Source organism: Vibrio mediterranei, assembly GCF_013364395.1.
Lineage (GTDB): Bacteria > Pseudomonadota > Gammaproteobacteria > Enterobacterales > Vibrionaceae > Vibrio > Vibrio mediterranei.
The window spans coordinates 260,254-282,744 of the sequence record NZ_JABXGK010000001.1 but is presented as its reverse complement, the minus strand read 5'-3'; the positions used below and the strand labels follow the sequence as shown (position 1 = coordinate 282,744).

19 protein-coding genes are annotated in these 22,491 nt (G+C 45.2%); 2 read left to right on the top strand and 17 right to left on the bottom strand.

Going from position 1 to position 22,491, the window contains the following annotated elements; all coding sequences use genetic code 11:
- Positions 1-26 precede the first annotated feature (26 nt).
- Positions 27-1,079, top strand: coding sequence for an AraC family transcriptional regulator (locus HOP38_RS01515; RefSeq protein ID WP_006075618.1), 1,053 nt, complete (start codon positions 27-29; stop codon positions 1,077-1,079).
- A gap of 24 nt (positions 1,080-1,103) precedes the next feature.
- Here HOP38_RS01515 and HOP38_RS01510 read toward each other — a convergent pair whose 3' ends face one another.
- From HOP38_RS01510 to rlmD, 6 genes are all read right to left on the bottom strand, one after another.
- A complete protein-coding gene (locus HOP38_RS01510) occupies positions 1,104-2,279 on the bottom strand; it encodes an Ldh family oxidoreductase (RefSeq protein WP_006075619.1) in 1,176 nt (391 codons plus the stop codon).
- Positions 2,280-2,477: 198 nt separating this feature from the next.
- Positions 2,478-3,779 (bottom strand): phosphopyruvate hydratase, encoded by a 1,302-nt coding sequence (gene eno / locus HOP38_RS01505; RefSeq protein ID WP_063605881.1) that lies wholly within the window; start codon positions 3,777-3,779, stop codon positions 2,478-2,480.
- Positions 3,780-3,854: 75 nt separating this feature from the next.
- Positions 3,855-5,495 carry a CTP synthase gene (locus tag HOP38_RS01500; RefSeq protein ID WP_038228988.1) on the bottom strand — a complete coding sequence of 547 codons (1,641 nt, stop codon included), beginning with the start codon at positions 5,493-5,495 and terminating at the stop codon, positions 3,855-3,857.
- Between the two features lie 162 nt (positions 5,496-5,657).
- Positions 5,658-6,464 (bottom strand): nucleoside triphosphate pyrophosphohydrolase, encoded by an 807-nt coding sequence (mazG, locus tag HOP38_RS01495; protein WP_031493536.1) that lies wholly within the window; start codon positions 6,462-6,464, stop codon positions 5,658-5,660.
- Positions 6,465-6,559: 95 nt separating this feature from the next.
- On the bottom strand, positions 6,560-8,782 hold the full coding sequence (relA, locus tag HOP38_RS01490; RefSeq protein ID WP_198557284.1) for a GTP diphosphokinase: 2,223 nt from the start codon (positions 8,780-8,782) through the stop codon (positions 6,560-6,562).
- Positions 8,783-8,851: 69 nt separating this feature from the next.
- Positions 8,852-10,165: a 23S rRNA (uracil(1939)-C(5))-methyltransferase RlmD gene (rlmD, locus tag HOP38_RS01485; protein ID WP_198557283.1), complete on the bottom strand. Its 1,314-nt coding sequence runs from the start codon at positions 10,163-10,165 to the stop codon at positions 8,852-8,854.
- 197 nt (positions 10,166-10,362) lie between these two features.
- Between rlmD and barA the strand changes: the two genes are divergently transcribed.
- Complete coding sequence (gene barA, locus HOP38_RS01480; protein ID WP_006075283.1) at positions 10,363-13,182, top strand: two-component sensor histidine kinase BarA; 2,820 nt, start codon at positions 10,363-10,365, stop codon at positions 13,180-13,182.
- A 15-nt stretch (positions 13,183-13,197) separates the two neighbouring features.
- On the opposite strand, the gene acpS is transcribed toward barA, so the two are convergent.
- The 11 genes from acpS to rpoE all read right to left on the bottom strand — a co-directional run bounded on the left by acpS (position 13,198) and on the right by rpoE (position 22,338).
- Complete coding sequence (gene acpS / locus HOP38_RS01475; RefSeq protein ID WP_006075282.1) at positions 13,198-13,578, bottom strand: holo-ACP synthase; 381 nt, start codon at positions 13,576-13,578, stop codon at positions 13,198-13,200.
- Positions 13,579-13,584: 6 nt separating this feature from the next.
- Positions 13,585-14,319 (bottom strand): pyridoxine 5'-phosphate synthase, encoded by a 735-nt coding sequence (pdxJ, locus tag HOP38_RS01470; RefSeq protein ID WP_006075281.1) that lies wholly within the window; start codon positions 14,317-14,319, stop codon positions 13,585-13,587.
- Between the two features lie 17 nt (positions 14,320-14,336).
- The gene (gene recO, locus HOP38_RS01465) at positions 14,337-15,041 is read right to left on the bottom strand and encodes a DNA repair protein RecO (RefSeq protein ID WP_006075280.1); all 705 of its coding nucleotides are present in this window, start codon (positions 15,039-15,041) and stop codon (positions 14,337-14,339) included.
- A 60-nt stretch (positions 15,042-15,101) separates the two neighbouring features.
- Positions 15,102-16,091, bottom strand: a complete 990-nt coding sequence (gene era, locus HOP38_RS01460; protein ID WP_006075279.1) for a GTPase Era — start codon at positions 16,089-16,091, stop codon at positions 15,102-15,104.
- Positions 16,084-16,761 (bottom strand): ribonuclease III, encoded by a 678-nt coding sequence (gene rnc / locus HOP38_RS01455; protein WP_006075278.1) that lies wholly within the window; start codon positions 16,759-16,761, stop codon positions 16,084-16,086. The genes era and rnc overlap by 8 nt, the downstream gene beginning before the upstream one ends.
- Before the next feature lie 10 nt (positions 16,762-16,771).
- On the bottom strand, positions 16,772-17,668 hold the full coding sequence (gene lepB / locus HOP38_RS01450) for a signal peptidase I (protein ID WP_031493910.1): 897 nt from the start codon (positions 17,666-17,668) through the stop codon (positions 16,772-16,774).
- A 101-nt stretch (positions 17,669-17,769) separates the two neighbouring features.
- On the bottom strand, positions 17,770-19,563 hold the full coding sequence (lepA, locus tag HOP38_RS01445) for a translation elongation factor 4 (RefSeq protein WP_006075276.1): 1,794 nt from the start codon (positions 19,561-19,563) through the stop codon (positions 17,770-17,772).
- Between the two features lie 123 nt (positions 19,564-19,686).
- Positions 19,687-20,157, bottom strand: a complete 471-nt coding sequence (locus HOP38_RS01440; protein ID WP_198557282.1) for a SoxR reducing system RseC family protein — start codon at positions 20,155-20,157, stop codon at positions 19,687-19,689.
- Entirely contained in the window at positions 20,154-21,134 is a 981-nt protein-coding gene (gene rseB / locus HOP38_RS01435) for a sigma-E factor regulatory protein RseB (protein ID WP_006075274.1), read from the bottom strand. Before rseB ends, HOP38_RS01440 begins: the two co-directional genes overlap by 4 nt.
- Complete coding sequence (locus HOP38_RS01430) at positions 21,131-21,733, bottom strand: RseA family anti-sigma factor (RefSeq protein ID WP_038228972.1); 603 nt, start codon at positions 21,731-21,733, stop codon at positions 21,131-21,133. The genes rseB and HOP38_RS01430 overlap by 4 nt, the downstream gene beginning before the upstream one ends.
- A gap of 26 nt (positions 21,734-21,759) precedes the next feature.
- Entirely contained in the window at positions 21,760-22,338 is a 579-nt protein-coding gene (gene rpoE, locus HOP38_RS01425) for an RNA polymerase sigma factor RpoE (RefSeq protein WP_038228970.1), read from the bottom strand.
- Between the last annotated feature and the right edge of the window lie 153 nt (positions 22,339-22,491).

Below are 22,491 nucleotides of genomic sequence, written 5' to 3'. Positions count from 1 at the left end.
ATGAGATTACATTTCAGGACAACAACATGAGCTCACTACATCAGCAGCAGTTTTTGCAAGCCATTGTTGGCCACTGGGAATCATTACTCAGAGATTTGGCGAAACAGCCACTGGCTATCGATCCGTTTCTTCGCCGCGCTAAAATCAGACGTATTAGCTATGGTCATTATGAATTGATGACGACTCAACAAGTGCTGACGTTAATGAAATTGTCCATGGAACAGTTGAACATCGATGGTATCGGATTACGCATCGCAAGTAGGCTTACCATTGAAGACACCGGAGCTTTGGGCTTTGCCATGCTAGGCTGTAAGACACTTAAGCAGCTATTAGAAACGATCATTCATATACCCTGGATGACCAGTGACTACGTGGATATTCGTATTGCCTACGACCGAGAATATGCCTATATCACTGCCGAAGATCGTTCCGCATTTTGGACGCCGCAGCCCTACACTATCGAAGACAGTATTGGTCATTACTACCTTGGAATAAAAAAGCTCTTGGGAGAGCAATTTGATAAAGATAAAGTCTCAATTTCCCTTAGTTATGCCGCGCCAAGTTATAAACACCTCTATCACCAGTATTTAGGTATCATGCCGACCTTCAACGCAGCGAGTAATCAAATTAGGCTCCCCATTGAGTGGATCGATATGCCCATCTCTGCGAATGAATCCTTAGTCGCCAATATCGCAGCGAAGCACAGTGCGGAGATGAACCAGCAATCACGAGCCAGCACCAGTTGCGATCAGATAAGAATGCGCCTGTACGCTCTTCTCTCTTCCGGAGTACCCACCATGGAACAAATGGCTGAAGATTTAGGCTTCACCGCAAGAACCTTACGACGACGACTTCATGATGAAGGTAAAACTTACAAACAACTCGTGCTCGACGTTCGAATGCAAATGGCCAATGAGTATTTACTGAAGACTTCATTATCGTTATCCGATATTGCCAACCTCCTCGACTATCACTCGGCACCACCGTTTATTCGCGCGTTCAAAGCTTATCATCAGGTTTCGCCTTCACAATTCAAGCTAGAAACGAAAAAAGCCCAGTCCGAGGGAGACTGGGCATAAAATCAAGTGCGTCTGATTTTAAAATTATTTGCGGATAGTCTCAGCTGCACGTTCAGCGCCAACTTTCGCTTCCCATTTCGCGTTCAACTCTTCGATAGAAGTGCCAGAGCGTTTTAGGAAGTCTTTGAAACCAACCCAGTGAGCGTCCATAACTTGGTGCTCATCGGTTGCCGTAGAGAGTGCTTTTAAGCCCCATTCATCTGGAATGTAAACTTCGTTGAAGCCGGCACGAGGACGGTTTTCTTTAATCGCTTTCACGAACATGTCGCTCTTACGTTTCACTTCTTCGATTGGGCCAAAGTGGCTTGGGTCGATGACTAGAATGTAAGAACCGCCTACTGGACATGGCGCATCTTCCATCGTAAAGAAGTCACTTGGCACTGCTGGAAGCTCAGGAGCAATCTTACCTTTCGGGTTGATGATTGCCGTCATTACTTCATTCCAGATGTTTAGAGAGTAAAGGCGTGGTGTTAGGAATGTCCATGGTGCTTTACAGTCAGCTACACGGCCGTAACCTTCGATTAGTGAGCCCCACTTACGAGCGTCAGCTGTTAGCTCACCAGTGTCTTGGTCAACAAGCGCTGCAACGTGTAGGTCGCGGTCGTTTACGATAGCGTCACAGATGTGAGAGTCGTAGCCTTCACCGATCATGATAGATGTGACTAGAGGTAGTTCTTCACCACCAACTAGAGCTGCATCGAACGGAGGGCAAGACATTGCTGGATCCATACCACCGAATGGTGCATTAAGAGGTACAGAGTTGTTTGAAGACATCGCAAACATGCCTTCTTTCATTGCCATCTGTGTGTAGTTAGAGAAGTTACCGCCGTCACAGTGGTCGTAACCAAATACGATTGAGATACCGTGTTTGCGTGCTTTCTCGATAGCCGTTTGAGCCATTAGCGTACAAACGTAGTGACCAGAAGATTTCTTACCGTTGTATACTGCCCAAGTATCACCTTCAGACTCTAGCTCTGGCGTCGATGTAGGATCTAGGATGCCTGCTTCGTATGGAATCGTTACTGCTTCGATAACGCCAAGACCTTGGTGAAGTTTACCTTGTAGGCCACCAACCAATAGGTTGTGAGCAAGGATATCAGCGTGAGTTTGGTCAGCACCGATGTGTTTCCATGACTCAGAAACAATGAATGAAAAATACTCGTTATTAAACGTAGTAGTAGGGCTGGTCACTTTAGCCATGATCTTTTCCTCTAGTAAGTAGGGATACGTTTTATTGAACTGTAATCACTTTAGCGCATCTGAGTTATTTCATAAGTAACATACTGGATACTGTTACTCCTTCGTTACCCCGTTGGATGTCCTATTCAATAATATTCAGGCATAAAAAAAGCCGCTCTATAAAGAGCGGCTTTACAAAAGCTATTTAAAAATCAGCGATTAAGCTTGACCTTTAACTTCTTTAAGACCGTTGTAAGGTGCTTTTTCACCTAGAGCTTCTTCGATACGAATTAGCTGGTTGTACTTAGCAACACGGTCAGAACGGCTCATAGAACCAGTTTTGATTTGACCTGCAGCAGTACCTACCGCTAGATCAGCGATAGTTGCATCTTCAGTTTCGCCAGAACGGTGAGAGATTACAGCTGTGTAACCTGCGTCTTTAGCCATCTTGATAGCAGCTAGAGTCTCAGTTAGAGAACCAATTTGGTTGAACTTGATAAGGATAGAGTTAGCTACGCCTTTCTCGATACCTTCAGCAAGGATCTTAGTGTTAGTAACGAATAGATCGTCACCTACTAGTTGAAGCTTGTCACCTAGTAGTTCAGTTTGGTGCTTGAAGCCATCCCAGTCAGACTCGTCTAGACCGTCTTCGATAGAAACGATTGGGAATTGGTTAGCTAGCTCAGCTAGGTAGTGGTTGAACTCTTCAGAAGAGAAAGTCTTACCTTCGCCTTTCATGTTGTAGATGCCAGCTTCTTTGTCGAAGAACTCAGATGCTGCACAGTCCATAGCTAGAGTAACGTCTTTGCCTAGTTCGTAACCAGCAGCTGCAACAGCTTCTGCGATAACTTCTAGAGCTTCAGCGTTAGACTTAAGGTTAGGAGCGAAACCACCTTCGTCACCAACTGCAGTGCTGTAGCCTTTAGACTTAAGAACTTTAGCTAGGTTGTGGAATACTTCCGCACCGATACGTAGACCTTCTTTAAGAGTCTTAGCACCAACTGGTTGGATCATGAACTCTTGGATGTCAACGTTGTTGTCTGCGTGCTCACCACCGTTGATGATGTTCATCATTGGAAGAGGCATAGAGAATACGCCAGCAGTGCCGTTAAGCTCAGCGATGTGCTCAAATAGAGGCATGCCTTTAGCAGCAGCTGCTGCTTTAGCGTTTGCTAGAGAAACTGCTAGGATAGCGTTCGCGCCGAACTTAGACTTGTTTTCAGTACCGTCAAGGTCGATCATCACTTGGTCGATCTCAGCTTGAGCTTTAGCGTCTTTACCAACTAGAGCTTCAGCGATTGCACCGTTAACAGCTTCAACAGCTTTAAGAACACCTTTACCTAGGAAACGTGCTTTGTCACCGTCACGTAGCTCAAGAGCTTCACGAGAACCAGTAGATGCGCCAGATGGAGCTGCCGCCATACCTACGAAACCGCCTTCTAGGTGTACTTCAGCTTCTACAGTTGGGTTACCACGTGAGTCGATGATTTCACGACCTAGAACTTTAACGATCTTAGACATTAATGTTTCCTCTCATTGAATATAAATGTCAAAATTAAGGGCAGCCGCACAACCTTCGCAACCGCCCGTATCCTTTTACTTTTCTTCAGTACCGCGCTGGAATTCGCCCGCCGCTTTCACAAAGCCTGTAAATAACGGGTGACCATCGCGAGGCGTTGAAGTGAACTCTGGGTGGAACTGCGCAGCTACAAACCATGGGTGAGCTGGGTTCTCAATCACTTCAACCAGTTTCTTGTCTGCTGACAGACCAGAAACTTTAAGACCTGCTTTTTCAATTTGTGGACGAAGTACGTTGTTCACTTCGTAACGGTGACGGTGACGCTCATGGATCTTCGCGTTGCCATATAGTTCGTACGCTTTTGTCCCTTTTTCTAGGTGACATAGCTGAGAACCAAGGCGCATTGTACCGCCAAGATCAGACGTTTCAGTACGTTCTTCAACTTTACCTTCACCATCTACCCACTCGGTGATCAAGCCTACCACAGGGTATTTAGTCTCTTTGTTAAATTCTGTTGAATGTGCACCTTCCATACCCGCAACGTTACGTGCGTATTCGATAAGTGCCACTTGCATACCTAGGCAGATACCTAGATAAGGTACTTTGTTTTCACGAGCGTATTTTGCAGCAAGGATCTTACCTTCAACACCACGGTCACCAAAGCCACCAGGTACAAGGATTGCGTCTAGACCAGCTAGAGCTTCTTCGCCTTTTGTTTCCACGTCTTGTGAATCAACGTACTTAATCTTCACACTCAGGCGGTTTTTAAGGCCTGCATGTTTTAGCGCTTCGTTTACAGACTTATAAGCATCTGGTAGTTCGATGTATTTACCTACCATACCGATAACTACTTCAGCCGTTGGGTTAGCTTCTTCGTAAATTACCTGTTCCCACTCAGAAAGATCAGCTTCTGGAGCAGAGATACCAAAGCGTGAACATACTAGGTCGTCTAGACCTTGCGCTTTAATTAGTTGAGGGATCTTGTAGATAGAATCTACGTCCTTCATTGAGATTACCGCTTTTTCTTGAACGTTACAGAAAAGCGCAATCTTCTTACGCTCGTTTGCAGGGATCATACGATCACTACGGCAAACAAGAATGTCTGGTTGGATACCGATAGACAGTAGCTCTTTTACAGAGTGCTGAGTCGGCTTGGTTTTCACTTCACCAGCTGCTGCTAGGTAAGGAACCAAAGTTAGGTGCATAAACATTGCACGCTCACGACCAAGCTCAACGGCTAGCTGACGAATGGCTTCCATAAACGGTAGTGATTCGATATCACCTACTGTACCACCAACTTCAACGATAGCGACATCGTGGCCTTCAGAGCCAGCGATCACGCGATCTTTAATAGCATTAGTAATGTGAGGGATTACCTGAATAGTTGCACCTAGGTAGTCACCACGACGCTCTTTGCGAAGAACATCAGCGTAAACACGACCAGCAGTGAAGTTGTTGCGTTTTGTCATCTTGGTACGGATGAAACGCTCGTAGTGACCAAGGTCAAGGTCAGTTTCAGCGCCATCTTCCGTGACGAACACTTCACCGTGCTGAGTTGGGCTCATTGTGCCCGGGTCAACGTTGATGTAAGGGTCAAGCTTCATCATGGTCACTTTAAGACCACGTGCTTCTAAAATTGCTGCAAGAGATGCTGCTGCAATACCTTTACCTAGAGAGGATACTACCCCGCCAGTAACAAAAATATAATTTGTCGTCATGTTTAACCTGAAGTTGGTTGAATGAGGGAAAATGGATTTCTTCTGGACGGGATGCAAATATACCAGAAGCCCTTTACCGCCACAACGTGAAACTTATCACATTCAAAATTTTTATTTTTTGCTTCAAATCAATTGTAGAAACTTACACCAATGAGAAGCGGTTCACAAATCCGAGGACTTTTCTTGTTTTTTTACGTCATTCCAAAACTGGTCAAGCTCTTGAAGGCTAAAGTCTGTAAGGGATTTACCATCTTCGCCAGCCCTTGCCTCAACACCTTTAAAGCGACGAGAAAATTTATTGTTCGCTTTTCTCAGCGCAACCTCAGGATCTTTTTTCAAATGTCGAGAAAGATTCACTACGGCAAACAATAGATCTCCGACCTCTTCTTCTAGCTTCTCTTCATCAACATCAACCTGAATCGCTTCCTGAACCACCTCTTCAACTTCTTCCTGAACCTTGTCAACGACAGGTCCTAACGCATCCCAATCAAAGCCATATTTAGCGCAACGTTTCTGGATTTTATTGGCCTTTGAAAGTGCAGGTAACGATTGTGGTATTGAGTCTAGAATACTTTCTTCGTTTTTGCCTACCTCAGCCTTTTCCTTCTTTTTCTCAGCTTCCCAATTGGCATTGATAGCGGCTTCATCTGCAAATTCCACATCAGAAAAAACGTGCGGATGACGTCTAGTGAGCTTGTCATTCAATCCCTCAACAACCTCGTTGAAGTCAAATAACCCTTGCTCTTTTGCCATCTGGCTATAGAAAATCACTTGAAACAACAGATCGCCCAGCTCTTCTTTTAGATTTTGCCAGTCTTGGTTATGAATAGCGTCGACCACTTCAAACGTTTCTTCGATGGTGTGCGGTACGATGGTTTCGAAGGTCTGTTTGCGATCCCATGGACAGCCATGCTGCTCATCTCGAAGCTGAGCCATAATAGTGAGAAGTTGTTCAATGGGTTGAGACATAGTTAGATTCCTAAACAAAAAGGTTGGAAAACCAACCTTTTATTATTGTTCAACATGATGTGATTACGTCAGTATAACGCTCACTTGAGTCTTGCTTAACCCAAGCGCTTCACACTCATGACGTCTTTAATTTGTTCAATACGCTTAGTCACGCGTGACAGCACTTCGATATTCGTCAGCTCTAGGTCAAAATCCATAATCGATAACTGACGCTTGTAATCACTGCGACTCTTCATAGTGGTCACTTTGATCTTTTCGTTAGTAAGCAGTGTGGTGATGTCTTTTAGTAATCCGCCACGTTCCATAGCTTCAACGCGAATAGTCAAAATATAAGAGCCAACAAAGCCACTGCCCCAAACGGTATCAATAATACGCTCTGGTGCGTGATGGCTGAGTTCTTCTAACTGCTCACAATCAGCTCGGTGAACCGAAATACCGCGACCTTGAGTAATATAACCTTTGATTTGATCGCCCGGAATTGGCTGACAGCAGCGTGCCAAATGCGTCATCAAGTTATCGACACCTTCCACGACAACTGCGTCTTTATGCGGTCGGCTTTGAGCTGGTGCTTTGCCTTCTGACTCTTGAAGTTTCTCAAGTGCTTGTTGATCTTCTTCTTCGGCCGTAGGCTTATTCACCAATGCGTTGATGTGATTAATGATTTGGTTTATTCGTAAATCACCACTACCAATACCAACATACAGCTCATCTGGAGTGTTAACGTTAAAACGCTTCAAGGCATATTGTTCAGCGTCTTTGATCGTTGCACCGATTTTGGCTAATTCATCTTCAAGAATTTCACGGCCAGCTTCTAAGTTCTTCTCACGACTTTGCTTTCTAAACCAAGCGTTAATTTTGGCGCGCGCACGACCAGAGTGAACAAAGCCAAGCGATGGGTTTAACCAGTCACGAGACGGGTTTGGCTCTTTGGCTGTAATGATCTCAACCTGATCACCCATAGATAGCTTATGAGTAAATGGAACAATGCGACCTGCCACTTTGGCACCGATACAGCGGTGTCCCACTTCGGAGTGAATGTGGTAAGCAAAGTCCAATGGCGTTGCTCCCATTGGCAAATCGACTACATCGCCACGCGGCGTAAAGGCATAGACGCGGTCATCAAATACTTGACTGCGCAGCTCATCCAGCATTTCGCCAGAATCTGACATCTCTTCTTGCCAATCAAGTAGCTTACGCAACCAGGTAATTTTCTCGTCGTAGCCACTGCGGCCGCCACTCGCACCCTCTTTGTATTTCCAGTGTGCTGCGACGCCTAATTCAGAATCCTCATGCATTTGCTTAGTTCGGATTTGAATTTCAATGGTTTTCCCTTCAGGGCCAAGGATAACTGTGTGAATCGATTGATAACCATTTGGCTTCGGGTTAGCCACATAGTCATCGAATTCGCTAGGAAGGTGTTTATATTTGGTATGAACAACACCAAGAGCTGCATAGCAATCTTGCAGTCGCTCAGCAATGATACGTACAGCGCGCACGTCAAAAAGCTCATCAAAATCGAGGCTTTTCTTCTGCATTTTTCGCCAAATGCTGTAGATATGCTTAGGGCGACCACTGACTTCAGCAAGGATGTTCGACACCTTCATTTCAGCCGTCAAATCATCCACAAAGTCTTTGATATATTGCTCACGAACAATGCGGCGCTCAGACAATTGTTTAGCAATCTGTTTATAAGTTTCGGGTTGCTGATAACGGAAAGCGTAATCTTCGATCTCCCATTTTAGCTGACCAATCCCTAAACGGTTGGCAAGAGGAGCATATATGTTGGCGCATTCTTTAGCGGCGGCTCGGCGAACTTCGTCAGACTCATCTTTGACTTCACGAAGGTTACAAATACGCTCAGCCAGCTTGATCACCACACAACGGAAATCATCCACCATCGCCAGCAACATTCTGCGGACATTATCGACTTGACCGGACGCCTCTGAGCCTTCTAGCGTCACGTTAAGTTGACCAATAGCCGCCATCTCTTCGACGCCATCAATCAGCTTAATGGTTTCTTTGCCATAGTTTTCTTCTAGCTGCTCTCTATCGTAGATGCCACTAGAAACAACAGGGTACAACTGAGCAGCCACCAGCGTGGCTTTATCCATCGAAAGGGTAATGAGGATCTCAATCATCTCTCTGCCGCGCCACAACAACAAGGACCCCTGTTCACTGCCAGCGACAATATCTTCGCACTGACGGTAAACTTCTTTAAGCCTTTTCGAGGTGTTCTTGTCTTGCTTTAGAGAAGCAATCCATTTGTCTAGCTCGAACTGTTCGTTAGGGTTCAAATGCGCGCTTCTTACCGCAACCATTTCTTTTTTCTTCCTAGTTTTATTGGTTAACTAACCTATCCCAGTTAGCTTGTTCTCATTTTAATTCAGCTACTTCTCAAACAGCGCCATGGATTCTAGATGACTGGTGTGAGGGAACATATCCATCATACCCAATCGAACCAACTTATAGCCCTGCTCAATCAAGCTTTGAGTATCTCTGGCAAGGGTAGCAGGATTGCAAGAAACATAAAGCACTCGCGTTGCTCCTAGCGCAGAAACTTGATCTATCACGCCGCTTGCGCCTGCTCTGGCAGGGTCAAGCAGGATTTTATCAAACTGTTGTTTTGCCCATGACATCTCAGAGAGATCTTGCTCGAGATTTGCTTGATAAAATTCAACATTCGTTAGGTGATTAAGCGCGGCATTTTGCTGCGCCCAATCCACCATATCTTGAATACCTTCAACACCTACGACACGTTGACATAGTTTCGCCAAAGGTAAAGTGAAGTTACCCAAGCCGCAAAAAAGATCGAGTACATTGTCACTGGATTTAGGCGCTAGCCACTCCAGTGCTTGAGCGACCATTTTGCTATTTATCTCGCGGTTCACTTGAATAAAGTGTGTCGGCAGGAAGGGTAATTCAACCCCTACTTCCGAATAATAAGGCTGTTCACCCGTTATTAGTTGTAACTGCCCTGACTCTGGCATCAGGTAAAGCGTGAGTGCCTGACTGTTAGCAAAATCGACCAAGCGTTTTTGATCGTGATTAGTCAAAGGTTTGATGTGCCTAACAACAACCACAGGTCCATTATCACCCATGACCAATTCAAGGTGGCCAAGTGACTGTTGCTGTTTAAAGCCTGCGAATATGTCTCGTAATGGCGGTATCAATGCGTTTAATTGCGCATTCAATACCGGACAGTGGTCAATCTCTACAATGTGATTGCTCTGCTTACGGCGGAACCCCATGACTAAGTTGCGCTGCTTATCGAGGTGAATACTTAAGCGAGCACGACGGCGATAACCAAGACCTTCTCCAGTGATAGAGGGAGCTAACGGCACAGATTGGCCTGCTAACTTATTCATCAATTGTGATAAAGCTACTTGTTTGTTTTCAAGCTGCTGCTGACGTTCTACATGCTGCTGATTGCAGCCGCCACACTCATGGTAATGAGGACAAAATGGCTTCACGCGTTGCTCAGAAGCTTCTAGCACTTTGATCAAGGTAGCCTTAGCAAACTTTGCTTTGCTTTCCGTTAACTGCACCAACACCTTCTCATCTGTGAGCGCGCCTTCAACAAATACCGGTTTGTTATTTAAGTAACCAATACCTGCACCATGATGGTCCATGCGTTCAATGTTCACCTCTTGGTGCTTTTTTGAGAATGAAGTTTTCTTTGTTGGTTTAAAAAAACGTGCCATTACTGTACCCAGTGAGCAGAGCGTAACGCGCTGCTTCGATAAAAATTTGTTAGAGTTTCACTATTCTTTATTTGAATGATTGTCGAACAGCGCTGCTTTGATTAAGCTTACGTCATCTTGAGGATGCAATACTGGCTATTGTCCCATATCCACCCAGCAGATGTAACTCTGTTGGCAAATAATGACTTCGAATTAAAATGACAAGATACGGCCTGCGCGCTCGCGTAATCACATTGACTTTGGCACCGACCTTAATTATCGGTCTCCTTTTGAGTGCCTTCTTCTCTTACAATCGCTACCACGACCTAGAATCACAAGTACTTAACGCCGGCTCCAGCATTATTGAACCGCTGGCGATTGCCAGTGAACAAGGTCTTATCAACCAAAGTCGTGAATCGGTTAGACGCCTGATTAGTTACGCCCACCGTAAGAATTCTAAATTCGTTCGCAGTATTGCGGTATTCGATGCTTCTCATGAGCTGTTTGTAACCTCAAACTTTCATCCCAACTTTGATACGTTAACCTACCCGAAAGATCAGCCGATTCCTTTTTTAAGCTCCTACGAAATTCACGACAATACGTTAATTTTGAGAGCCCCTATTCTAGCTGAAAGTCAGCTGGTATCAGATACGCGAGAATTGACCTCAACCAATAAGACGCTCGGTTATATCGCTGTAGAGCTCGACCTTTCTTCACTGCGTTTACAACAATATCAGGAAGTCTTCTCTGCGATTCTAGTCCTTGTTCTTGGTCTTATCCTATCGGGAATCTTTGCCTACCGTTTGATGTACGATGTGACGCGTCCAATTTCTCACATGAAAAATATGGTAGACCGTATTCGTCGTGGTCACTTGGATGTTCGTATCGAAGGCAAAATGCACGGCGAGCTGGACTCGTTGAAAAATGGTATCAATGCCATGGCAGTCTCGCTGTCCGAATATCATGTAGAAATGCAGCACAGTATCGACCAAGCAACGTCCGATCTACGTGAGACATTAGAACAGCTTGAAATTCAAAACGTTGAATTGGATATCGCCAAAAAGCGTGCGCAAGAAGCGGCACGAGTGAAGTCAGAGTTCCTTGCTAACATGTCTCATGAGCTAAGAACCCCACTTAATGGTGTAATTGGTTTTACTCGTCAGATGCTGAAAACTCAGCTGACCAACAGTCAAACAGACTATCTACAGACCATTGAGAAATCGGCAAATAACCTGCTTAACATCATCAATGACATTTTAGACTTCTCCAAACTCGAAGCCGGTAAACTGGCACTTGAGAATATTCCATTTGAGTTCCAAGACAGTCTTGAGGAAGTTGTCGCCCTTCAAGCAACCAGTGCCCATGAAAAAGGCTTGGAACTAACCTTAAAAGTTGACTCGAAAATTCCAAGCGGCCTTGTTGGTGACCCACTTCGTATTCAACAGATTTTGACCAACCTTGTGGGTAACTCCATCAAGTTTACTGAGCGTGGCAACATTGATATCAGCGTTGAACTCAAATCTCAGAAAGAAGACCGTGTTGAACTGCAGTTTATGGTTCGCGATACAGGTATTGGTATCTCAGAGCGACAACAAGCGCAGTTATTCCAAGCCTTCAGTCAAGCGGACGCCAGTATCTCTCGACGTTATGGCGGTACTGGACTTGGTTTGGTTATTACCCAAAAGCTAGTTGGACAAATGGGCGGTGAAATTAGCTTAACCAGTCGCCTGCACCAAGGTTCAACATTCTGGTTTACGGTTAAACTGAACTCTACAGATATTCCAATGATCGACCTTATCGATCCTGCGGTCATCCATAACAAGCGACTACTACTGATTGAACCAAATATGCAAGCGGCATCGGTATTACAACAGACCCTTACTAATGAAGGGGTAATGGTGACCTATCGCTCAACGTTGCCAGATAAAGTGGAAGCGTTCGACTACATCATTTTGTGTTTGCCTACCAATGAAGAAGTGCCATTGACGGTGATTGAAAGTTGGATCACCCGTTGTCAGGAAGCTACATCAAACATCATCATCGGTACTGCCAGCACCCAGCTCGCCCTATCTGACTACTTGATGCAAACCCATCAAGTACAGTGCTTAACCAAACCATTATCACGTAAGAAGTTGCTGCAATCGTTAGTGGAAAAACAGCCAGCAATACTCGCACCTGTTATGGAAGTTGAGTCTACCGAGAAGCGCGCACTCACCGTAATGGCAGTGGATGATAACCCTGCCAACCTCAAGCTCATTACAGCATTATTGTCGGAGCGTGTTGAGAGCGTGGTCTCTTGCACCAACGGCCAAGTATCGGTTGAGAAAGCCCAAGAGCAGCACTTTGATATGGTATTTATGGACATTCAAATGCCTCATATGGATGGGGTTACTGCCTGCAAATTAATTAAAGAGACCCAGCAGAACAGCCAGACGCCTGTCGTCGCCGTCACTGCCCACGCAATGACGGGTGAACGAGACCGACTTTTATCCGAAGGAATGGACGATTACCTCACCAAACCTATCGATGAAAAAATGTTGTTGCAAGTACTCAACAAATGGGTACCAGTTCGCAATCATGACACTGATGCCAGCTTAGATTTCGTTGCTCCAAATGAAGTGGACATAACATCTGATGAGCCAAGCATTCAGCCTAAAGCGGAAACGGAAACTAATTTGGTGATCGATTGGGGAGCGGCACTCAAACAAGCCGCTAACAAAGAAGACTTAGCCGTCGATATGCTGCAAATGTTAGTCGACTTTATCCCTGAAGTGTATGCACTTTCAGAGCAAGTGTTGGACACCGATTTCGATGATAAGGAACAGGTTATCCACCTAATCCACAAATTGCATGGCAGTTGCTCTTATTGCGGCGTGCCGAGACTTAAGTCTATCTGCGCGACCATAGAGAAAGCCTTGCGCGCTGGCGACAGCTTAGAAGATATCGAGCCAGAGCTCTTTGAACTGCAAGATGAAATGGAAAAAGTGCTAAAAACGTCTGAGCTTTACTTGAAAGGAAATAGAGAACCTAACGACTAGGTTAGGTTCTATCGTTTAGCTTTCGAAGATGACGGTAGCGACAGCGTAGTGACGCTCGTCAGAGATAGACAAATGATTGGACGTCACACCCATTGAAGCCGCAATTTCTGCGGCTTTTTTTGTCAGGGTGAGTATTGGCTTGCCGTTTTCGTCATTAGAGACTTCAAAATCTTGGAAAGTCACACCATGAGCAATCCCGGTCCCCAATGCCTTTGATGCCGCCTCTTTTACAGCAAAGCGCTTAGCAAGAAAGCGACCTTGCTGTTTCAATTGCTGAAACTGAACCAACTCATTATCGGTCAAAATACGCTGCGCAAACGCCTCGCCTGAACGCGCTAAGGCTTTCTCAACACGTTCTATTTCTGCGATATCGGTACCTAGACCTTGAATTGCCACGATTCATTAACCTCGACGAGCCGATTCCATGACCGCTTTCATATCTGCAACGGCTTTATGTAGGCCATCGAATACCGCGCGGCCAATGATAGAGTGACCAATGTTTAATTCATAAATCTCAGGTAATGCCGCAATAGGTGCGACGTTGTGGTAAGTCAAACCATGACCAGCATTTACTGTGATGCCGATATCTGCAGCGTAGCTTGCGCCTGCCGCGATTTTTTTCAGCTCGTCTTGCTGATCTTCTTCAGTTTCTGCATCCGCATAATGACCAGTATGCAGCTCAATGAATGGTGCACCAGCTGCTTTAGCGGCATCAATCTGCTCACGATCGGCATCAATAAATAGCGACACTTTAATGCCTGCTGCAGACAACTTCTCCGTTGCCGCTTTGATTTTTTCAAGCTGACCTTTTACATCTAATCCACCCTCGGTCGTCAGCTCTTCACGTTTTTCAGGTACTAAGCAAACAAACTCAGGTTGAGTTTTTAGGGCAATATCGATCATCTCATCGGTGACCGCCATCTCTAGGTTCATACGAGTCTGTAGTGTTTCGCGCAAAATGCGTACATCACGATCTAAGATGTGGCGACGGTCTTCACGAAGGTGAATAGTAATACCGTCAGCGCCAGCACGCTCGGCAATCTCTGCAGCATGAACTGGATCTGGATACTTAGTACCGCGCGCATTACGTAGCGTAGCGATATGGTCAATATTGATACCTAAAAGGATAGAACTCATCGATGTTTACTCCATGGTCAGAGCTGTTTCAGTCTCGGAAGAAACAACTCCCTGCTTTTTAATGGTTTCCCGCCAAGATACGGCTTTAATGCTATGCGTGTAAAGCGTTTTGCCGCTTGTAACTGTGTTTTACTGTTAAAACGACGCTCACTGATGGCAATCAATTCCTCACCGAGAAAGGTGAGATTGTCTTTACGCACACTAGCAATGAACCCCTTTTGCTCTCGATAACGATAAGTCATCGTTGGCTCAATAGGTTCACCTGTTCCGGCACAGTGAAGGAAGTCTACACCGTATCCCATTGCAGAAAGGAGAGCGAGTTCAAATCGCCGTAAAGCGGGCTCAGGATTGGTATTGTGAGCCAGTTCTGTTAAAGCTTGAAGATAGTCATGAAATAAAGCGGGAAACGGGATTTCACTGGCGAGAACACGGGCAATGAGTTCGTTCACATACATAGCTGAGTAAAGGTTGATACCAGATAAAGGTAACCCAAGGCTGATGGCTTCAGCTTGACGAAGGGTCTTCATGGAACCGCCGCCGGACCATTTTAACAGGAGAGGGGTAAAAGGTTGCAGCGCCCCTTTAAGGTTGGAGCGCTTACTTCTAGCACCTTTAGACAAAAGCGTAACTCGACCATACTCTTCACTGAATACGTCAAGAATAAGACTCGACTCACTGTAGGGTCTTCGATGCAAAACAAAACAGCGTTGTAATCCATCCATAACTTTATCTTGTCTAAGGTCTCGGAGCAGGACGCTCAGCGTCCTCGCTACCTAATAGTATTATTTGTTTTCGATATCGTCGATATAGCCCAATGAACGCAGAGCACGCTCATCATCAGCCCAGCCCGATTTCACTTTTACCCAAGTCTCAAGGTAAACCTTACGATCGAACAGCTCTTCCATATCTAGACGAGCCTCACGACCAATCGTCTTGATCTTTTCGCCGCCTTTACCAATAACCATTTTCTTCTGGCCGTTACGCTCAACAAGAATCAAAGCATTGATATGGAAGCCATCAGTGTCTGGGTTGTAATCAAAACGCTCAATCTCAACCGTCACTGAATAAGGCAGTTCATCACCCGTAAAACGCATGAGTTTCTCACGCAGGATTTCTGACGCCATGAAACGCTGAGAACGGTCCGTGACATACTCTTCAGGGAAATGATGTACCGCTTCAGGTAGATGTTCGCGTACATGCTTACGAAGCACATCTGTGTTCTTACCATGTTTGGCAGAAATAGGCACTACATCCACGAAGTCCATCTTCTTCGACAGCTCATGCATATGCAGCATTACGTCGTTACGATCTTTCACGTTATCAACTTTGTTCATACATAGGATGACTGGGAAGTCTGACTTACGCAGCTTATTAAGCACCATTTCGTCATCGTCAGTCCAGTGAGTGCCATCAACTAGGAATAACACTAGGTTCACATCACTCAATGAGCTATTAGCTGCACGATTCATCAAACGGTTAATCGCTCGCTTCTCTTCAATATGTAGCCCTGGCGTATCCACATAAATCGCTTGGTAATCCCCATCGGTATCGACACCCATAATACGGTGACGAGTAGTTTGCGGTTTACGCGATGTGATGGAAATCTTTTGCCCTAAAATATGATTTAGCAGCGTTGATTTACCTACATTTGGACGACCAACAATCGCAACAAAACCACAGTGTTGGTTTTCTGCGCTGGTTGTCGCTTCGCCAGATGATGCAAAGTATGCATCAATATCGAATTCTTGTTCAGACTCAGGTTTATCAGACATTGGTCACTTTCTCTAAAGCCAGTTCCGCAGCCGCTTGCTCTGCCTTGCGGCGACTGGTGCCTCGACCGATAACAGGTTCATCCACACCTGCCACTTCACAGGAAACGGTAAACTCTTGGTTATGCGCTTCCCCTTTAATATTAGTCACTGTATAGACTGGTAGTGGTTTTCTTCGACCTTGTAAGAACTCTTGCAAGCGAGTTTTTGGATCTTTTTGGGAAACACCTGGCTTAATTGCTTCTAAGCGAGTCATATACCAGCTCAATACAATTTTACGAACCATCTCTACATCGCTGTCGAGATAAATCGCGCCAATGATCGCTTCAACGGCATCCGCTAAAATTGAGTCACGACGGAAACCACCGCTCTTCAATTCGCCTGGACCTAATTTTAAGTAATCTCCCAAGACAAACTCGCGCCCTAGCTCAGCCAGAGTATTCCCTCTCACTAAGGTGGCACGCATTCGACTCATATCCCCTTCATTCACTTTAGGAAAGCGGTGATAAAGATCGTCAGCGATGACAAAACTTAAAATTGAATCGCCCAGAAATTCTAGTCGTTCATTATGGTTACCATTGGCGCTGCGGTGAGTCAGCGCCAACATGAGCAGCTCGCTATCATTGAAATGATAGCCGAGCTTTTTTTCTAATCGTTCAATAGAAGAATTCATGCTCTCTCGTTCAGTCTATTCCACCGATGCGATTAAATCTTACACCGGTTGGGATCCATGTAGGCAGAATGCTATCTGCGCCACGTTCAAATTCAAAACTAATCCAGATACCAACAGCTTTGCCCACTAAATTACCTTCTGGCACAAATCCCCAGTAGCGGCTGTCAGCACTGTTATCGCGGTTGTCACCCATTACAAAGTAATGACCTTCTGGAACCACCCATTCATTCACACCGTTACGTGGTTGATACTGGTCAACACGGTCACGACGCAAAGGGTTAACTAAGATTTGGTGTTCCACTTTACCCAGCTTTTCATCCATCTGAATCAGAGGGATACCATTTTGTACAAATGGGCTATCTTCCACATTGGATAGCTTCACAGGTTTACACGTCGATGTACCTTTGGTTTGGATGCAAATATCCTTACGCGCGCTATATCGAACAGTATCACCTGGTAAGCCAACAACACGCTTGATGTAGTCGATGCTTGGCTGAGGTGGGTATTTAAATACCACAATATCGCCACGCTCTGGTTTACCGGTTTCAACTAGCTGAGTACGCCATACTGGATCTTTTAGACCATAAGCATATTTCTCAACCAAGATGAAGTCGCCAACCAAAAGCGTCGGCATCATCGAACCAGATGGAATTTGGAATGGTTCATAAATGAATGAACGCAATACCAAAACAAAGGCGATAACAGGGAAAATAGAAACACTGTTCTCAACAAACCATGATGGGGCAACAGCTTTGTTTGCGGTTGCTTCATCGATTTGGGTAGCTTGAGCTTGGATATCCGCGAGCTTTTGCTCACGTTTTTTTCTCAATACGAGCTTATCCAGCACCCAAACGACACCTGTCACTAACGTCACGATGACGAGGATCAATGAGAAGGTATTTGCCATTTCATTCCCTTAATTTTCGTATCTATAAAAATAACGAAAGTGAAAGCACCACAACGGCACTTTCACTTCAAACTTAAATTATGTCGTCGTAAAACAAAGAATTAGTCTTTGCCAACGTGCAGAATTGCAAGGAACGCTTCTTGTGGCAGTTCGACGTTACCGATCTGCTTCATGCGTTTCTTACCTTCTTTCTGTTTCTTCAACAGCTTCTTCTTACGACTCACGTCACCACCGTAACACTTTGCAATTACGTTTTTACGTAGCTGCTTAACGGTAGAGCGCGCGATGATGTGGTTACCAATTGCCGCTTGAATCGCAATATCAAACATCTGGCGAGGGATAAACTCTTTCATCTTCTCAACAAGCTGACGACCACGACTTTGTGATTGGTCTTTGTGAGTGATGATCGCCAATGCATCAACTGTGTCACCGTTCAGCAACACATCAACACGAACCATGTTTGACGCTTCAAAACGTTGGAAGTTGTAGTCCAGTGATGCATAACCACGAGACGTTGATTTTAGACGGTCAAAGAAGTCCAATACCACTTCTGCCATCGGAATATCGTAAGTCACCGCAACTTGGTTTCCGTGATAAACCATATCAACCTGAGTACCACGTTTCTCAACGCATAATGTAATCACGTTACCTAGGTAGTCAGACGGCACTAAGATATTACAGCGTGCGATTGGCTCACGAATCTCTTCAATATCATTGGTAGCAGGTAGCTTAGCTGGGCTATCCACGTAGTGAAGTGAACCGTCGGTTTTCTCTACTTCGTAGACTACGGTTGGAGCTGTTGTAATCAGATCCAGATCGTATTCACGCTCTAGACGTTCTTGGATGATTTCCATGTGAAGCATACCCAAGAAGCCACAACGGAAACCAAAACCAAGTGCTGCAGAGCTCTCTGGCTCGTAGAATAGAGATGCGTCGTTTAGACTTAGCTTACCAAGTGCATCACGGAAGTTCTCATAATCGTCAGAGGAGACTGGGAACAGACCTGCATAAACCTGTGGTTTCACTTTTTGGAAACCAGGCAACGCTTGTTCACAACCGTTTTTCGCGGTAGTCAGCGTATCACCAACTGGCGCACCTAAGATGTCTTTAATACCACAAACAACCCAGCCTACTTCACCGGTGTTGAGCTCTGTCGTATCAATCTGTTTTGGTGTGAAGATACCTAAACGGTCTACACCCCAAACTTGACCAGTACTCATCACTTTGATCTTGTCGTTTTTCTTCAGTTTACCGTTTTTAATACGAACCAAAGAAACTACGCCAAGGTAGTTATCGAACCAAGAGTCAATAATCAGTGCTTGAAGTGGCGCTTCTGGATCGCCTTCTGGCGCAGGAATCGCTTTGACGATTTCTTCTAGAACATCGTCAACACCAAGGCCTGTTTTTGCTGAACAACGCACTGCTTCCATTGCGTCGATACCAACAATTTCTTCGATCTCTTCAGCGACACGCTCTGGTTCCGCAGCTGGTAAGTCGATTTTGTTCAATACTGGAACAACTTCCAGCTCCATTTCAATGGCTGTGTAGCAGTTCGCCAGTGTTTGTGCTTCCACACCCTGGCCCGCATCAACAACAAGAAGCGCGCCTTCACAAGCCGCTAGAGAACGAGATACTTCATACGAGAAGTCTACGTGCCCTGGAGTATCGATAAAGTTTAGCTGATAGGTTTCCCCATCTTTCGCTGTGTAATCCAGAGTAACACTCTGAGCTTTGATGGTAATACCGCGCTCACGCTCTAGGTCCATAGAATCAAGAACCTGGGCCGCCATTTCACGGTCGCTTAAGCCGCCGCAAACCTGGATCAAACGGTCCGACAAGGTTGATTTACCATGGTCGATGTGGGCGATAATCGAAAAGTTACGAATGTGCTTCATAGATTTGATGTAGCTAAACTCTTAAACAAAAAGGAATAGAAAATGCGGAAAAACGCGCATTTCAATTAAGTTGGCAGATTCTACCCAATTTCGATGCGGTTCGCACCTTATTTAGACAATGGGCTAGAGAATCGACTCACCAAGCACTCTGACCAACTTCACTTGCTGGAAAGAAGCTCGCTCCATTGGGGTAACCCACTTTTTGGCTAACCTAAAGCCAATAAAAGCAAAACACGCTGAAGTCAGTATGACCACCAGCTCGCCAGCACCTAATAATGGCGCTAACCACAATTGACCCACAATAGCTCCAATGAACAAAAACAGTAGCGGTAGTAGGTAAATCAACGCTGCGGATTGAAGTAAGCTCTTTTCCGGAAACGCAATTTCAACCACATCGCCTGCCTTTACAGGTTTAGACGTAGCAAGCTGCCAATGAAGTTGCTTCTTACCCACTGCTTTACTAATAATACCAGTTCCACAACTACTCTTTGACTGGCAGGAGCTACAACTGGTTTGCTGATCACAGCTTAGTTCAACGTGGAGCTGGTGACCCTGGGGTTCAACCGAGGTCACCGTCGCGAGTGCGGTCATCATGGGGTAATGCCTTCATCTGCCTTATTTACTTTGTTAAGTGTAACAGATTGTGCAATACGCTGCGCTGTGGCAGGAGGGATATCACCAACGACTGAAATTTGTTTGTCATTAAGAACAATGCTATGAACCGTACGTCGGCCTTGACGGATCAACTGACCTTTTAGAGAATTACTATCACGATCAGAGATATAGACCGAAAAGCTGAACAAACCATCAGTGAACATTTGGCTCTCAACCACATCTTCAGTTGCTAGCATACGGTAGCGATTAAGATCTTTAGGTTGAAAACCATTGGGAACCCAACCCACATGCCAAAATGTTTGCTCAATATTACCTTTCGGTAGTGATAGAACCGCCGGAAGCTGCACGTCATCAAGCGAGCTCAACATTGTGGCAATATGATCATTCACCGCATATGAGATCACACGATACTGCTCTAAAATTTCACCGTCACGATCCAATAGATCAGCACGTAACGGAAGCTTGCTCTTTTCATCCACCCACAATACATAAGAGTAACGCAGTCCATCTTTTGGAACGACTCTAAATACTTGTGTCGGCGCTCCCGCTTCACGCGCACGGCCTACTCGAACGTAATCATAGTATTCACTCAGCTGCTTTACATCGCTGTTGAGTAAAGGCATCAACGGAGCCACCATCTTGCCAGATTCAATCGTGAACGGATCGACACCCGGTTCGATGTAACTGACTTCATTACCACGTCGAATCACTTCTCTTACTGGACCACTTAGATAAACAAGATGGGCTAATTGTTGAGTATCGCTTTTCGCGTGTCGGTAAAGTAACGGCTCTATGCTGTTCTTTTTGATAAGGATGTAGGACAGTTCATAATTCAATTGCTGGCTGGCATCGTTCATTTGATGCAACAAAGCCTCCGCAGAAGACTCTTCTTCTGCAAAGGCTTGGGTACCAAATAAACTGAACAGCAATAATGAACTGGTCAGAAATTTTTTCATTCAATTACCGATTCTGTATCAGCAGAGTGCGAAGCATTATCTTCGCTGTTTAGTCTTAGCTGTAACTCGTAATCTTGCAGTAATGCGTTGATACGACGACGCTGTTCTTGCACGTTGACACTTTCATTCGAGCTTTTTGCAACCGAATCACGTGTCAAGCTGACTGGCTCAGCACTGCCCGCAAACGGAATAGTCTGCAAAACAGGTAATTGCTCAGCTTCAGGCTGTGCTGGATCTTGGCCAGAGTACTGCTGTACTCCTAAAATAACTGCCAAAGACACACACGCCGCTACCGCTACTTGACCAAACTGTGTTATCCAAGCTGGTAATAAGCGCTTCGCTTGTGAAGGCGTAGGTTGTGACTCGATAGGCATTACGATATCACTCGTATGCGCTGGCTCATTTTCGAGCGCAGACGCCACACTTTCAGCAATATTCCAATCTAAACTTTGTGGCTCATCACCACGCATGACATCACCAATAAGATGATAATTATGCCAAGTTTCTTTGCTCTCCTGATCTTTTTCCAACGCTTCAATAAGCGCGTCATCGATCAGGTCTCCATCCATGAATGCTGAAAGCTTCTGTTTGTCAGCCATTATATTCACCATAGTTGTAACTAGTTTTAGCGTTGAAGAAGAGGCTTAATCTTCTTCTCTACCGCTTCACGAGCACGGAAGATACGCGAACGTACCGTTCCTACTGGGCAATCCATTACTTCTGCAATTTCTTCGTAGCTCAAACCATCAAGCTCTCGAAGCGTCATTGCAGTCTTCAAATCTTCAGGTAACGCTTCAATTGCAGCGAAAACAGTTCGCTTCAATTCATTCGACAACGTTAAGTTCTCTGGGTTCGAAATTTCTTTCAAAGCGTTACCGGCTTCAAAAAATTCGGCATCTTCTGCATCAACATCGCTGGCTGGCGGCCTACGGCTCTGAGCCACAATGTGATTCTTTGCGGTGTTCACTGCTATGCGATACAACCAAGTATAGAAGGCACTCTCACCTCTAAACGTCGGGATCGCACGATACGCCTTTATAAACGCTTCTTGGGCGATATCCGCTACATCACCCGAATTGCTCACGTATCTTGATATGAGATTGCAAACCTTGTTTTGATAGCGCAAAACCAATAGGTTAAATGCTTGTTTATCTCCACTTTGAACGCGCTCAATCAACACCTGATCGGTCGGCTGCTCGTTCATGCGAGCGTTCACTCCTATTCGTTATTACCCTTACCTTCACAGATATGAGTATTAATTATGCATATTGTAGTCTTGACACCACCGCTAACATGAGCACTATTGTGACTCTAGGCAGATAGGAAAGTTCAAAACTTTCTCAGTTTTTTTGTCATT